Source organism: Pseudomonas pharyngis (genome assembly GCF_021602345.1).
Taxonomy (GTDB): Bacteria; Pseudomonadota; Gammaproteobacteria; order Pseudomonadales; family Pseudomonadaceae; genus Aquipseudomonas; species Aquipseudomonas pharyngis.
This window is the reverse complement of record NZ_BQID01000003.1, coordinates 623,618-637,925: the sequence shown is the minus strand read 5'-3', so window position 1 is coordinate 637,925 and position 14,308 is coordinate 623,618. Positions and strand designations below refer to the sequence as shown.

The 14,308-nt window shown below is 60.2% G+C and carries 9 protein-coding genes and 3 rRNA genes; 4 read left to right on the top strand and 8 right to left on the bottom strand.

Annotated features, from left to right (window positions below):
* The 3 genes from L6D74_RS09690 to rrf (L6D74_RS09680) form a co-directional block, all read left to right on the top strand.
* Positions 1–94, top strand: a 23S ribosomal RNA gene (locus L6D74_RS09690); the annotation flags it as partial.
* Between the two features lie 156 nt (positions 95–250).
* Positions 251–366, top strand: a 5S ribosomal RNA gene (gene rrf / locus L6D74_RS09685).
* A 106-nt stretch (positions 367–472) separates the two neighbouring features.
* Positions 473–588, top strand: a 5S ribosomal RNA gene (gene rrf / locus L6D74_RS09680).
* A gap of 73 nt (positions 589–661) precedes the next feature.
* On the opposite strand, the gene L6D74_RS09675 is transcribed toward rrf (L6D74_RS09680), so the two are convergent.
* From L6D74_RS09675 to L6D74_RS09660, 4 genes are all read right to left on the bottom strand, one after another.
* A complete protein-coding gene (locus L6D74_RS09675) occupies positions 662–1,840 on the bottom strand; it encodes a PepSY-associated TM helix domain-containing protein (RefSeq protein WP_236188873.1) in 1,179 nt (392 codons plus the stop codon).
* A 75-nt stretch (positions 1,841–1,915) separates the two neighbouring features.
* Positions 1,916–4,417: a TonB-dependent siderophore receptor gene (locus L6D74_RS09670; RefSeq protein WP_064592562.1), complete on the bottom strand. Its 2,502-nt coding sequence runs from the start codon at positions 4,415–4,417 to the stop codon at positions 1,916–1,918.
* 87 nt (positions 4,418–4,504) lie between these two features.
* The gene (locus L6D74_RS09665; RefSeq protein ID WP_236188872.1) at positions 4,505–5,506 is read right to left on the bottom strand and encodes a FecR domain-containing protein; all 1,002 of its coding nucleotides are present in this window, start codon (positions 5,504–5,506) and stop codon (positions 4,505–4,507) included.
* A complete protein-coding gene (locus tag L6D74_RS09660) occupies positions 5,506–6,006 on the bottom strand; it encodes a sigma-70 family RNA polymerase sigma factor (protein WP_236188871.1) in 501 nt (166 codons plus the stop codon). Before L6D74_RS09660 ends, L6D74_RS09665 begins: the two co-directional genes overlap by 1 nt.
* Before the next feature lie 310 nt (positions 6,007–6,316).
* Between L6D74_RS09660 and L6D74_RS09655 the strand changes: the two genes are divergently transcribed.
* Positions 6,317–8,197, top strand: coding sequence for a methyl-accepting chemotaxis protein (locus L6D74_RS09655; RefSeq protein WP_064592567.1), 1,881 nt, complete (start codon positions 6,317–6,319; stop codon positions 8,195–8,197).
* A 147-nt stretch (positions 8,198–8,344) separates the two neighbouring features.
* On the opposite strand, the gene L6D74_RS09650 is transcribed toward L6D74_RS09655, so the two are convergent.
* From L6D74_RS09650 to L6D74_RS09635, 4 genes are read right to left on the bottom strand one after another with little or no spacing between them, the layout of a single operon-like run.
* Complete coding sequence (locus tag L6D74_RS09650) at positions 8,345–8,812, bottom strand: SRPBCC family protein (RefSeq protein WP_085748542.1); 468 nt, start codon at positions 8,810–8,812, stop codon at positions 8,345–8,347.
* Positions 8,813–8,835: 23 nt separating this feature from the next.
* On the bottom strand, positions 8,836–12,225 hold the full coding sequence (locus tag L6D74_RS09645) for a non-ribosomal peptide synthetase (protein WP_236188869.1): 3,390 nt from the start codon (positions 12,223–12,225) through the stop codon (positions 8,836–8,838).
* Positions 12,226–12,238: 13 nt separating this feature from the next.
* Complete coding sequence (locus L6D74_RS09640; protein WP_236188868.1) at positions 12,239–13,168, bottom strand: diiron oxygenase; 930 nt, start codon at positions 13,166–13,168, stop codon at positions 12,239–12,241.
* Entirely contained in the window at positions 13,165–13,938 is a 774-nt protein-coding gene (locus L6D74_RS09635; RefSeq protein WP_236188867.1) for a DUF3050 domain-containing protein, read from the bottom strand. The genes L6D74_RS09640 and L6D74_RS09635 overlap by 4 nt, the downstream gene beginning before the upstream one ends.
* Positions 13,939–14,308: the final 370 nt, after the last annotated feature.

Sequence of the window (14,308 nt, the reverse complement as noted above, 5' to 3'; positions counted from 1 at the left end):
GGGCCGTCGAAGACTACGACGTTGATAGGTTGGGTGTGTAAGCGCTGTGAGGCGTTGAGCTAACCAATACTAATTGCCCGTGAGGCTTGACCATATAACACCCAAGCAATCTGTAGACTCGAAAGAGACCAGATTGCGGTGTGTGAAGACGCAATGAACCGAAAGTTCGACGCTCACAAAACACCGACAGCTGTCACATACCCAATTTGCTGAAGCGAGGCCATCTGGTCACGAGTCAGTACCCGAATTTCTTGACGACCATAGAGCGTTGGAACCACCTGATCCCATCCCGAACTCAGAAGTGAAACGATGCATCGCCGATGGTAGTGTGGGGTTTCCCCATGTGAGAGTAGGTCATCGTCAAGATTAAATTCCGAAACCCCAATTGCGAAAGCAGTTGGGGTTTTGTTTTAGTAGAAGTCACCGATTTTTGCCGGAACGTTACTGCGGTAACGGGCTGGTCACAGAATTTCTTGACGACCATAGAGCGTTGGAACCACCTGATCCCATCCCGAACTCAGAAGTGAAACGATGCATCGCCGATGGTAGTGTGGGGTTTCCCCATGTGAGAGTAGGTCATCGTCAAGATTGAATTCCGAAACCCCTGTCTGCTAAAGCAGACAGGGGTTTTGTCGTTTCAGGGGACACCAAAAACCTGTCTTCAAACCGCTCTGCGTGCCTTGCTGCTCCGACGAGCCTGCCATTTGCGCCACCAGATGTAGACGCCAGTCCCCGACAACCCCGCAATCAGAACACCCAATACTGCGATCATCACTTGCCCGGTGAAACCTATGATCCGCCCCCCATGTATCGGCAACTGCAACCGATAAAACCGCTCTCCCAACGTCCCTTCTCCTGCGATCTCCTGCCCTAATAATCGTCCGTCAGTACCGTGGAAGAACAACCAGGATTTGCCGTGGGCCTCGGTGTCATGCTGTCCAAACCCCGCACCGTAGAAGTTGTACTCAAAGCTGTAATACAACTCGCCGATCGCCGCTGTCAGCCCCAACCTTTTCCCCTCCTGCTGTGCCCTTTCGTATGCCTGTTGATAACTCAATCGGGTGATCCCCAGCTCTTCGGCAGGCATCCGCCCTCGCGCCTCATACACGCTCGGTTCAATCGGAGAAAACAACGACACTGCAGGTTTGAAGACCTGACTCGGCAGGTTCATCGCCACGCTGCTGACGGCTATCGGTAGCAACAACAACCACAGCCACAAGCCCCCTGCCCGATGCAGATCGAAGTTGAGCCGATAGGCATGCCCGCCCTTGATCTTCCAGGCGTTCGACCACTTCTTCCAGAACGGTTTACCCCGCGGCAACGTCAGCCAGAGGGCGATGAAGCAATCGATTACCCAGGCGATGGCCACCAACCCCATCAACAGCAAACCCCAGTTACCGGGCAGTGTCAGGTTGTAGTGAAACTCAAGAATGAACGGAACGAAGTTCTCACGCTGGAAACAGCATTCGCCCCAATAGCGCTGACCTTTCTGCTCGCCACTGACCGGGTCGAGGTAGAACACTTCATTGCGTTCTTTGAACGGTTCGCCCGTCGCCGGATCATTTCGCGGAACCGCCGCCAGTAATGCCGTGTGGCCTGCCTCGTTCGGGTACTCCATGTACCAGACCTGCAACTTCGGATGTAACGATTGCACCGCATCCACGAGCTCACCTGGCGGTAGTCTCGCCCCCTCGGCTGAAGCTGCGTAAAACTCCGGATTCAACCACTCATCCAGCTCATGGTGGAACGCCAGAATGCTCCCGGTAACCCCTGCCAGCAGCAGAAAAACCGCCGTTGCCAACCCGATATACCGGTGCAATAAAACCAGAAACGAACGCATGAAAATTCCCCTACAGATACGACAAAGCCAGCCCCTGAAATCAGGGGCTGGCTTTTTTATGCACAAGACCAAGGTTTAGAACTGGTAACTGACCGTAGCGGCGACGTTGCGCTCTTCGCCCATGTAGCAGAAATCCAGACTGGCGCAGGAGGCCACGTAGGATTCGTTGGTCAGATTGTTCGCATTCAGGCGTACGTCGACCCCTTTCAAGCCGACCTTGCCGAGGTCATAGCCAATCGATGCGTCGAACAACGTATAGGACGGCACCTTCATGGTGTTCTCTGCATCCGCCCAGCTATAGCCGACATAACGCACACCACCGCCCAGTCGCAGACCATCGAGTGCCGCGCTGTCGAACTTGTAGTCGGCCCACAGCGATGCCATGTGCCGCGGTGCCTGGGTTGGCGAATTGCCTTTGTTCTCGATCACATTGGTCGGTGTGCTCAAGGTACTGGTCATCGATTTCGAGTATTCAATGTCGGTGAAGGTGTAGCTGCCGAGGACTTTCAGGTTATCGGTCAACTGCATGTGCGCTTCCAGTTCCAGCCCCTGAGAGCGGACAGCGCCTACAGCGCGATAGAAGTTTTCCTGCGGCAGCTTGGTCGCCAGGTTCTCTTGATCGATGTGGAACAAGGAGGCGGTGAACAGGTTGTCGGTACCCGGCGGCTGGTACTTCAGGCCCACTTCCCACTGCGTTCCATCGGTCGGTGCGAGAGGATTGCCGGCACTGTCCGCGTAGGAATTCGGGTTGAACGACTCGGAATAGCTGACGTACGGCGCGAGGCCGTTATCGAACAGATATAGAGCGCCGGCACGGCCGGTGAGCTTGGTGCGTCGATCATTGATCTCGGTGCCGACCGGACGGCCCGCTTCGGCGATGCGGTTTTCGTCGGAGGTTTCCACCCAGTCCTGACGCAGGCCCAGCGAGAAGCGCCACTTGTCCATCTCGATCAGGTCTTGCAGGTAAACGCCGGTCTGCTCCAGGCGCCGCAGATAGCTGGTCTCGCCGTACGGTGTAATAGCGGAATTGCCGTACACCGGGTTGAACGCGTTGATCGGCGCTAGACCGCCGCTGGTCCAGTCGACCACGGTTTTGCGCCGCTGGTAATCCGCACCCATCAGCACTGTGTGCTTGGTCGCGCCGGTGAAGAATTCGGCCTGGAGCATGTTGTCGACGATGAACGCATGGAGGCGCTCGTTACCGCCGGTGTAGTAGCGATTCAGTTCGTTGCTGGTCGGCGACGTCCAGCCATAGGCGTACACCTGATCCATGTTCACTTTGGAGTCGAGGTAGCGGAAATTCTGCCGCGCGGTGAAGACGTCGTTGAAGCGGTGTTCGAACTGGTAACCGAACGACTGCTGATCACGGGAGTAGCCATCGATGCCCGGCTCGCCTTCAAAGAAGTGCGGCGAGATACGATTACCGTTGCGTTGATGAATCGTGCCGTCGGCCGGCACGCCACCGTGATAGCCGCCGTCCGGGTCATGCTGCAGATACGCTTGCAGAGTCAGTGAGGTGTCTTCGCTGAAGTCGATGCTGACGGTCGGTGCGAGGGCGAAGCGCTTTTCCTTGTTGTGGTCGAATTGCGTGTCGGACTGATCCGTCAAACCGATCAGACGATAGGCGATGCGCTTGTCGTCATCGACCGGTCCGCTGAAGTCAAAACCGACACCACGTTGGCCCTGAGTACCCACCGTGGCTTGTACCTGGTGATAGGCCTCGTACAGCGGCTTCTTGCTGGTCAGCGCCACCAGACCGCCCGGTGAGCTACGGCCGTAGAGTACCGACGACGGGCCCTTCAGAATATCGACGCGCTCGAGGAAATACGGATCGACCTGCATCGTGCTGTAGGTGCCGCTGTCGCCCATCGACTTGAGGCCGTCGAGGTAGATGTTATCCACCGAACCGTCGTTGAAGCCGCGCATCGCCACATAGTCGTAACGGTGCGTGGCGCCGTAAGGGTTGGTCAGTACGCCGGGGGTATAACGCATGGCCTGGGACACGGTTTGCGAGCCCTGGTCATCCATTTGCTCGCGGGTGACCACGGACACGCTTTGCGAAGTTTCCAGCAGCGCGGTACTGGTCTTGGTGGCGATCTGACTGTGCGTCGCGTTATAGCCGTCCATGCTGCCCAGTGCGTTGCCGAGGGCGAAGCCTTTGATGTCGGTGGTCGGCAGGGCCAGCGCTTCGGTTTCTGCGACCGAGCGCAACACATAGCTGCTGCCGTCCTGGCTGATCGCCTCCAGGCCCGAGCCGCCGAGCAAATGGCTCAGGGCCTGATCGGCCGAATACTCGCCCTGCACACCCGGAGACTGCCGGCCCTGGGTTTGCTGCGGCGTCATCGACAACGTGATGCCCGCCTCACGCGCGAACTGGTTGAGCGCATCGCCCAGCGGTCCGGGGGCGATGTTGTAGCGGTGGCTGCTGACCTCGCTGGCATTGGCCGCCATGCTCAGGCTCGGCAGCACGCCAACGCCCAGTGCAGTAGAAAACAGCGCCGCCCGAACGGCGTGGCGCAACAGGCCGGATTCGGCAGAGAAATTCAGAGGGTTCTTACAGGTAACGCGCGCAGTCATTGTAGGTTTCCGTAGGCAGTCGCGAAGGCTGAGTTGAAGTGCTTACTGACTAAGCCGGACTTGCCGCGAAAACCCGCCAAAATACTTTCAGGCCACAGACTCCAGCGTCACCCACCAACGGGTGCGGTAGCGCAATTGCACCGGCAGGGTCTGCGGCAGGATCGCCAGCAGCTTGTCGGTGTCCTCAAGACGGAACACGCCGGACAGGCGCAAATCCGCAATATCCGACGCACAGCTCAGAAATCCCTGACGATACCGGCCGACTTCGCCGAGGAAGTCGCCCAGCCGCATGTTGCGGGTCACGATCAGCCCGTCGACCCAGGCACCGGCGTCCATATCCAAGGGCGGCGCCGGGCGAATTTGATGGTGATCGATCAAGTAGCTCTGACCGGCGACTGCTTCCGTCGAGTTGCCTGCGGAGTGAATTGCGACCCGGCCACTGGTGACGCTCAGGCGCGTGCATCCATCTTCCTGGCGCAGAATGAATCGCGCCTTGAACGGCTCGTAGCTGCCATGACGGCTCTGCACCCACAGCGGTCGATCAAACGGCGCACCTTCATCGGCACCGCCGCAGGTGACGACGATTTCGCCACGGGTCAGTTTGATCAGCCGTTGCTGTGCGGTGTAATCGAGATCCACGCTGCTGGCGGTGTTGAGCTCGATCCGCGTGCCGTCCGGCAACTGGAAGCCACGGCGTTCGCCCGTGGCGGTGGCATAGTCGGCACGCCACTGTTGCCAGACGGAAGTGTCGCTGGCCAGCCATCCCGCCGAGCCCATCAGCAGCGCGCCGGACAATAGCTTCAAGGCCTGACGTCGACCCAACCCCTGCGCACTGTTTTCCAGCGTGTTGAACGCCACCTGCGCACCGGGCACGGCGCGCAGATTGTGGGTCAGTTCGGCTTGCAGAGACTGCACCCGCTGCCAAGCCAGTTCGTGATCATGGTGTTCGGCGCGCCATTGTTCGCACTGGCGATTCAGGCGCGGGTTGCCATGGTTATTGCGCAGACGCAGGAGCCAGTGAATGGCCTGTCGTACGACCTGCTGCGGTGGCTCGGCGCGTCGGCCAAGCGAGAGGTTATCCACCGGCATCAGCTTTCATACCGCAACATGTAGCAGTGGAACAGGGCGTCGGCGACGTAGCGTTCTACCGAGCGCAGGGACAGCCCCATCTGCTCGGCAATCTGTTTGTGGGTCAAACCTTCGCACTGAGCCAGCAGAAATGCCTGACGCACTTTTGGCTTCAAGCCTTCAAGCATGCGGGCGATGCCCTCGAGCAGTTCGATCACCAATGCACGGGATTCGGCACTCGGAGTTTCGGCTTCAGGCATATGGGCGATGGTTTCCAGATAGGCGCGTTCAATTTCCTCACGGCGCCAATGGTCGATCACCAATCCCCGGGCAACCGTGCGCAGAAACGCGCGGGGTGCCTTGAGTTCCAGGCGCTCGGTGCGCTGCAACAGGCGAACGAAGGTGTCCTGGGCCAGATCCGCCGCATCGGCAGCATTGCCCAGCCGAGCGCGCAGCCAGCCGTTGAGCCAGCCGTGATGACTCGTGTAAAGCGCCTGTACAGCCAACTCAGGTGAGGACATGAACGCGACAGCCCGAACGTCACAAATGATAATTAGTCGCATTGTCATCAAGGGTTACAGAATTTGCAACCGGCGCTGCAAACGCTCATCAAAAAAGCAGAGGCGACCGCTCTAATACGCCGTCCGGCGGGAATCTGGCAGAAATGCCATCCATTTCCTGCAAAACCCTAAGTTTTCTCCAAAGCGTGCCGACAGACTGGTGAGACATGCGTGCACCAAAGTAGAGCAGCCGTCAGAACGCTGCCTGCGCTGTACATGGAATGTTGCATCCGGAACGCATCCCCACTTTTCGCATAAGAAGTCCCATGAAATGAATCTCAAGTTCAGCCATAAAATCCTGCTGGCCGCCTCGGGCGTCGTGGTCCTGGCGTTCGCGCTGTTCACGTTGTACAACGACTATCTGCAGCGAAACACCATTCGCCAGAACCTCCAGTCTTCCGTCCAGCAGGCCGGTGACCTGACCGCCAGCAGTGTGCAGAACTGGATGAGCGGGCGGATTCTGGTACTGGAAAACCTCGCGCAGAACGTTGCCCATCAAGGCAAAAACGCCGACTTCCCGGGCCTGGTCGATCAACCGGCCTTCACCTCGAACTTCCAGTTCACCTACGTCGGCCAGGCCAACGGCGTGTTCACCCAGCGCCCTGACGCGAAGATGCCGGACGGTTACGACCCGCGTCAGCGTCCCTGGTACAAGCAGGCCGTGGCCGCTGACCAGACCATGCTGACCCCGCCGTACATGGCCGCCGTTGGCGGTTTGGTGGTGACCATCGCCATGCCGGTGAAAAAGAACGGCGAGCTGCTCGGCGTAGTCGGCGGTGACCTGAGTCTGGAAACCCTGGTGAAGATCATCAACTCGGTGGACTTCGGCGGCCTGGGCCACGCGTTCCTGGTCAGCGGTGACGGTCAGGTGATCGTCAGCCCGGACAAAGACCAGGTGATGAAGAACCTCAAGGACATCTACCCGAACGCCGGTGTGCGTATCGAGAAGGGCAACCAGAACGTGGTGCTCAACGGCCAGGAACGCATCCTGTCGTTCACTCCGGTCGCCGGTCTGCCGAATGCCGAGTGGTACATCGGTCTGTCGATCGACCGCGACAAAGCCTACGCCGCACTCAGCCAGTTCCGCACCTCGGCACTGATCGCAATGTTCGTCGCTGTCGGCGCGATTGCGGTGTTCCTGAGCCTGCTGATCACCGTGCTGATGCGTCCGCTGATCACCATGGGCCGCGCTATGCAGGACATCGCCCAGGGTGAAGGCGACCTGACACGCCGCCTGGTAGTGGAAAGCAAGGACGAGTTCGGCGAACTGGGCAGTTCGTTCAACCAGTTCGTCGAGCGGATTCACGCCTCGATTTCCGAAGTGTCGTCGGCGACTCGCCACGTACACGACCTGTCGCAACGGGTGATGGCATCGTCCAACGCCTCGATCATCGGCTCCGACGAGCAAAGCGCGCGCACCAACAGCGTGGCTGCGGCGATCAATCAGCTGGGTGCCGCCACCCAGGAAATCGCCCGTAACGCCGCCGATGCTTCGCAACACGCCAGCGGCGCGAGCGAGCAGGCCGATGACGGTCGTCAGGTGGTCGAGCAGACGATTCAGGCCATGACCGAGCTGTCGCAGAAGATCAGCCTGTCGTGCACCCAGATCGAAACCCTGAATGCCAGCACCGATAACATCGGCCACATTCTCGATGTGATCAAAGGCATCTCCCAGCAGACCAACCTGCTGGCGCTCAACGCGGCTATCGAAGCGGCCCGGGCCGGTGAAGCCGGACGCGGTTTTGCGGTGGTGGCGGACGAAGTGCGCAACCTCGCTCACCGCACCCAGGAATCGGCGGAAGAGATCCACAAGATGATCACTTCGCTGCAGGTCGGCTCCCGCGAAGCGGTGACCACCATGAACGCCAGTCAGGCGTCCAGCGAGGAGACCGTTGAAGTGGCTAACCAGGCCGGTCTGCGACTGGTCAGCGTGACCCAGCGCATCGGCGAAATCGACGGCATGAACCAGTCGGTGGCCGCCGCTACCGAGGAACAGACTGCCGTGGTGGAAACCCTCAACGTCGACGTCAACCAGATCAACCTGCTGAACCAGCAGAGCGTGGCCAACCTCAATGAAACGTTGAAGGATTGCGATGCGTTGTCGCAGCAGGCCAACCGTTTGAAACAACTGGTCGACAGCTTCAAGATCTGACACCAAGTCAGACCGCGTTATCGTTCATCGCGAGCAAGCCCGCTCCCACAGGATTTCAGGCGCACACAACATTTGTGACCGACCGGGAACCTGTGGGAGCTGGCTTGCCAGCGATAGCGGTGGCTCAATCACCGCAGAACTGAAACCTTACACAAACAGCTTCAGCACATTGCCCATCGCATCATCGGCAAAGCCCTGCACGAAGTCCTTGAACCCCGGCAGTGCCTCGGGCCCACCGCTGGCCGGTTCGGCAATGATCGTCCAGGTCGCCCGCGACTTGCCCGCGCCCAGCGATTCCACATTCATCGCTGCCCACAGATTGGCCACGCCCAGCGTGTTGTAGATCGTGGTCCAGGTCATGCTCAGCGCCTGGTCGTCCCGGGAATTGAGTTGCTCGACCACCACGTTGCCATCCTTGAAGAACTTCTTGCGCAGCGAAGACACGCCTTCGCCGGTCATTTCAATGTGCGACAGCGCCGGAATGAAACGGTCGAAGCCGTCGAATTTGCCGACCACTGCCCACACCTGTTTGGCGTCCACCGGTACTTCCACCGAAGAAACGACGTGGCAGCCGTGAGGATTCTTGATCAGGGTGTCGGGTTGCAGATTGCTCATGGTGTTGCTCCTTGGTTGATGAGTCAGATGAAGTTGATTTCTTTCAGGTAGTCGCAGCCGCGACGCAGCAGCGCCGGGGATTTTTCCGGGTAGTGCGCGCCCATCTGCTGCACGCCGGCCTGGGCGTTGGCGTGGCCGATCAGGGAGATGTCGCCGATGTCTTCCTCGAAGCCGTTGAGGTAGAAACCGAGTACGCCGAACAGCGCGTTGTCGGCATCGACCCGGCCCAGTTGCTGTTGCCAGTCGGCGACGCTGACCAGCGAAAACTCGCTGCCGGTTTCGCGGAACGACGCGACGTAGGCATCCCAGCTCAAGGGCTCCGGGTTATGCAGGTTGAACACCGCTCGTTCCGGCGAATAACGACTGGTGTGGAAGGCGATGAAGCGGGCGAGGAAGTCCACCGGCATCAGGTCGAAATTCAGCGCGAAGGCCGGTACCTGGCCGAGCTGGATCGAGCCCTTGAGCATCAGCATCAAACGGTTCTTGTGCGGTTGGCAGACGCCGCTGAGGCTGTTGAAACTGATGTTGCCGGGCCGATACAGATTGACCCGCACCCCACGCTCCCGGGCCCGTTCGAGGATGCGCTCACCGACCCATTTCGACAGGTTGTAGCCGTTGCGGATGTAGATCGGCGGCGTCGGTGCGGCGGGCAATTCCAGCACCCGGCCCGCGTCGTCGACGGTGCTGGAGGCCGACAGCGTCGAGACGAAGTTGAACACCTTCTTGCTGCGTCCTTCACACAGCCGCAGCAGTTCGAAAATCGGCTCGACGTTGTCCGCCGCCAGCGACTCGTAGTCGAGGACGTGATTGACGTTGGCCGCGTTGTGCACCAGCGCGCCGAACTCACGATCCAGTCGCTCGAAATCCTCATTGGCCAGGCCCAGTTGCGGCCGGGTGATGTCCGCCGAATAGACCCGCACCCGACTCAGGTCCAGATGCTCCAGCCGGTTCTCTCGCAGCGCTTGGGCAAAGCGCTGCGCCGCGGTTTGCCCGCCGCCGTCGCGCACCAGACACGCCACCTCGCTGGCGCCCCATCCCAGCAGCGCCTCGACGATGTGCACACCGACAAAACTGTTGGCGCCGGTGACGATCACCTTGTGCACATCGCCCATGCGGCTGATCGGCAACGGCTCGATTTCCAGCGCTCGCTCGGCGTCGGCCATCGCCTGGGCGCTGAGCACCGCGCTGTTGTCGGTGCCGCGCACCAGCGTGGCGAGCTTGGTGATGGTCGGCAGTTCGATGAAGCGGTTGATCGAGATGCTGCGACCGAATTCCTCCCGCAGACGCAGGAGCATGCGTGACAGCAGAATCGAGTGACCGCCGAGATTGAAGAAGCTTTCGTCGGTGGAAATATCGCTGGTCGGCAGCTCCAGCAACTCGCCCCAGATCTCCAGCAGCAGCGCTTCGTCGGCGTTGGCCGGCAGGCATTTCGGGCCGCTGTCCTGCACGCTGACCGGCAATTCCAGCAAGGCTTTTCGGTCGACTTTGCCGTTGGCGGCGAACGGCATGTTCGGCAGTTCCGTCCACGCCACCGGTTGCATGTAGTCGGGCAAAAACTGCTGGGCGTGTACCTTCAGCGCATCGCGGGCGGCATCTGATTGCGGCTGGGCGAGGAACGCGAGAATCCGCCGCTGGCTGTCGATCACCACGGCGATCTGCCGATACAGCTGACTCTCGCGCAGGCAGCGTTCGATCTCTTCCGGCTCGACCCGGAAGCCACGGATCTTCACCTGATTGTCGCGACGTCCGCATAGCTCGATGCCGTCCTCGCCCCACTTGGCCATGTCGCCGCTGCGGTAGGCGCGCAGACGCTGACCATCCGGCAACTCCAGGTCCAGATAGCGCTCGGCGGTCTGCTGTGGATTGTTCAAGTAACCCAGGCACACGCCGGGGCCGACGATGAACAGTTCGCCCACCGTTTGCTCCGGCACCGGTTGCAGGTCGTCATCGAGTATCAACACCCGACTGTTGGCAATCGGTCCGCCGAGGGTGCGATTGCTGTCGCCCGGTTGCAGTTGCCGCGCGGTGATCAGCACCGTGGCTTCGGTGGGACCGTAGAGGTTGTGCAGCTTGCCCTGGCGGGTCAGTTGCTCGATCACGAACGGCTCGCAGACATCACCGCCGGTCATGATCTGCCCGACACTTTGCAGTTGCTCCAGCGGCAGGATGCTCAACAGCGCCGGCGGCAGGAACGCATGGGTCAGTTGTCGGCGTCGGATCAGCGCCACCAGTTGCAGCGGATCGCGGCGCTGGTTGTCGTCGGGCACCACCAGTTCCGCGCCTTCGAGCAGGGTCGGGAAGATATCGATCAGCGACGAGTCAAAACTCAGCGAAGAGAACTGCAGCACTCGGCTCTCGGTGTGCAATTGCACGTAATCGGCGTACCACGCGGTGAAGTGGGCGAGATTTGCCTGACTCAGCAGCACACCCTTCGGATGCCCGGTGGTGCCCGAGGTATAGAGCGCCATGCACGGCGCATCGAGCTCGGGCCGGCGAAGCATCAACGGTTGCGACAGATCGGCGGCGGTGCAGTCGATGCGGCAGACATCCAGTCCCGGCATCGAACCGCTCAGCGGGTGTTCGCCGTCGTGCAGCAACAGCACCGCCCCGGCGTTTTCCAGAATGTACTGCTGGCGCTGAAGTGGATGGCTCGGCTCCAGCGGCAGGTACACCGCACCGCTGCCGAGAATCGCCAGGATCGTAGCAAACAGCGCATCGCATTTCGGCAGGCAAATCCCCACGACCCAGGGTTGCGGTTGTGTCTCCAGCATGGCCAGCAAGCGTTGCTGGATCGCTCGGCTGTGAGCATGCAACTGGCGGTAGCTGATCGACTGCTCGGCGAGGTGCAGCGCCGGGCGCTCCGCGTGCTCGATCAGACTCTGCTGCAGCCGCTCGATCACCGGGATCTGCGCCTGTTGCAGCAAGGCCGGATTGGCCGTGACATTCAGGCGATGGACGTAGGCCAGGCCGTCGAGAAACAGCAGGTTTTCCACCTGTTCGAAGTCCGGCGCACGGGCCGCTGTCGCGTGCTGGAAATACTCGGCGTCGCGGGAGAAACGGCTGACCAGCAGCGCCACTTCGTCCACCACCTGCGCCAGTGTTCGCTGGCGCAAGGCCTGACCGTTGCCGGACGGTTCGTCGGCGATGGGCACGCGGCTCAGCAGTGTCGTGTTGCAGAGGCATAGCAGATCGAGCACCGGCAGTCCGCCGATCCCCGTTGCACCAATGCCCAGGCGCAAGTTCAGCTGCGCTGTCGTGCCGTAATCCTGCGGCGCAAGACTGCCGTCATCGATCACCAGATCCACCGACGGTGCAATCTCCGTCAGCAATGAATGACCGTGTTGTTCGAGCTCCTGCGCCAGGTCGGTCAAGGCCTGGCTGCGGCCCCTCAGCAAAATGTCGAGACGTCTCATGTCAGCCTCCTTGTCAAACCAGGTAATCGCGCAGGGCGTGCTGCACGCACGGTGTGTCGAGCAGCGAGCTGTTGTGGAAAAACCGCACGATGTTGCCCACCAACGGGTGGTGGCGATTGATCGGGAAGGCCAGCCCGGCCATCTCGTCTTTCAGTGCGCGGCGGGTGGCATCGTTGACCGGCAGGGCGTCGATCAGGCGCAGGTCGAAGGCCTTCTGGATGTCGTTGGTCAGGTAATGGCCGATGAACACCGGCAGGATCTGCGCGATGCATGCGCGATCCGCGTCACTCGCGGTGTGCCAGTAGATGCGCACCATCCGCGCCCAGAAACTCGAATGCCGGCCCTCGTCGAGCAAGTGGTCGGCCATCAGGCCCTTGATGGATGGCTTGACCGTGTCGTCCCGGGCGAACGCCGCGACGTCGCCGGTCACGGTGTTTTCGGCGATGGCCACGCAGATCAGCTCCACGGCACTGCGCAGGTGTTGCGGGGCCAGTTCGACGGCGGCCGGAATCGCCCGGCTCAGTTCGATTTCATTCGGCAGCTCGATCGGCTCGATGCCGGTCATGGCCACGGTCTGCTGCATGAAATCCATCGCCACCAGCGCGTGGTAATCCTCGTCCACCACCACGGTCATGGCGTCGTAGCGACAGGCGAACGGGAAGGGCACGGCGAAGCGGTTCTTGGCGATGCTGCGGGCGGTCTTGTCGACGATCTCGGTTTCGAAAATCACCACGTCGTTGATGAATTTGTACAGCGTCTGCACCAGGGCGAAATCACGCTGCTGCGGGCATTCACGCAGGAAGGTTTCGCTGAGCACCAACGGCTGGCGGCTGAGTGGATAGATCAGCCGCGCGTCGTCCTCCAGCACGCGGCGTGGCCGGGTGCGAATGGTCGCGCGGCTTTCCCAGGCATCGGCGAAAGACTGGTAGTCGGCGGCATTCATTGGGCCACCTCCGCCAGCGGTTCGCGCATGCTCAGGCGCAGGCCGTCCCACAGGGCGATGCGGCTTTCCACGGCGGCGATGGCGCTGGCGTAGACCTCGGCTTCGCGCTGCGGATCGCCGTCCACCAGTCGGTCCAGCAGTTGCTCCGCCGCCGGGCCGTGGTCTTCGGAGTCGACTTCGATGTGTCGCTCTAGGTAGTAACGGAAGGTCGGCGCCTGTTCGACGCCGATGCCCCAGGCATCGAGCATGCGCTGGAACATGGTCGGGATCACGCTCTCGCGACCGTGCAGGAAGGCGGCGGCAACGCTGTGACCGGGTGCATGCAGTGCGGTGTGCAAAGTGTCGCGGACGAATCGCGCCGCCGCCGGATCGACCTGGACGCTTTGCAGGGCGACGTCGTAACTCACGCCCTCCTGCTGCAGCGTGACGAAGCGTTCCACGGCTGTCGTGTCCGCACCGACTTCGCGCATGGCATCGAGGTACAGTTCGAAGTGACTGTAATGCCCGTGTGACAGCCGATCGTCCGATTCTTCCCCGAGCACGATTTCGTTGATCAGTCTTGCTGCGTGCGGGTCCCGTGGCGGTAACCACGGCAGGCGAGTGCAAGTCAGTTCCTGCTGCAGGCGTTTGGTCAGCGACATGAAGTCCCAGACAGCAAATACATGGGACTCCATAAACCGGCGCAATGTCGCCAAAGAATCGATCTCGGAGAAGATCGGATGAATGCTGAGTTCGGCTTTCTTCAGTGTAAGTTGCTCTTTGGTTGGCATGGTTGCGAGACTCTGGTTAATAGGGAATAAGGATCGCTCAATTAATCGCTAACAACGTTGAGCAAGTTTCTCCAGGCGAACGACAGCCTCATTCGGTTTCGATGAAAACAGGCAATGTCTGAAGGGCCCGGGACAGCAGCAGACGGATAAACCGCTGCGAACCCGGCCGTAGCGCAAGGTTTTGCCGGGTTGGTGATTTCGGATCCAAACCCGGCGAAGAAAAACTAATACATCGCAAAACAACTTAACAAGTTTATTTTTAATTATTTTTAGTTGGCTGTTTTTGAAGTATGAGTGGGGCTGATAAAACTTATAAGTTAAGTTTTATTTGGGCGTAGTTGCTCCTTTCGGCGTTTAATGGCCAAAATTG

Excerpts from the sequence above, each read along its gene's own strand:
- L6D74_RS09670 (WP_064592562.1), bottom strand. The coding sequence starts at position 4,417 with ATGACTGCGCGCGTTACCTGTAAGAACCCTCTGAATTTCTCTGCCGAA.
- L6D74_RS09650 (WP_085748542.1), bottom strand. The coding sequence starts at position 8,812 with ATGAGCAATCTGCAACCCGACACCCTGATCAAGAATCCTCACGGCTGC.
- L6D74_RS09655 (WP_064592567.1), top strand. The coding sequence starts at position 6,317 with ATGAATCTCAAGTTCAGCCATAAAATCCTGCTGGCCGCCTCGGGCGTC.
- L6D74_RS09675 (WP_236188873.1), bottom strand. The coding sequence starts at position 1,840 with ATGCGTTCGTTTCTGGTTTTATTGCACCGGTATATCGGGTTGGCAACG.
- L6D74_RS09640 (WP_236188868.1), bottom strand. The coding sequence starts at position 13,168 with ATGAATGCCGCCGACTACCAGTCTTTCGCCGATGCCTGGGAAAGCCGC.
- L6D74_RS09645 (WP_236188869.1), bottom strand. The coding sequence starts at position 12,225 with ATGAGACGTCTCGACATTTTGCTGAGGGGCCGCAGCCAGGCCTTGACC.
- L6D74_RS09635 (WP_236188867.1), bottom strand. The coding sequence starts at position 13,938 with ATGCCAACCAAAGAGCAACTTACACTGAAGAAAGCCGAACTCAGCATT.
- L6D74_RS09660 (WP_236188871.1), bottom strand. The coding sequence starts at position 6,006 with ATGTCCTCACCTGAGTTGGCTGTACAGGCGCTTTACACGAGTCATCAC.
- L6D74_RS09665 (WP_236188872.1), bottom strand. The coding sequence starts at position 5,506 with ATGCCGGTGGATAACCTCTCGCTTGGCCGACGCGCCGAGCCACCGCAG.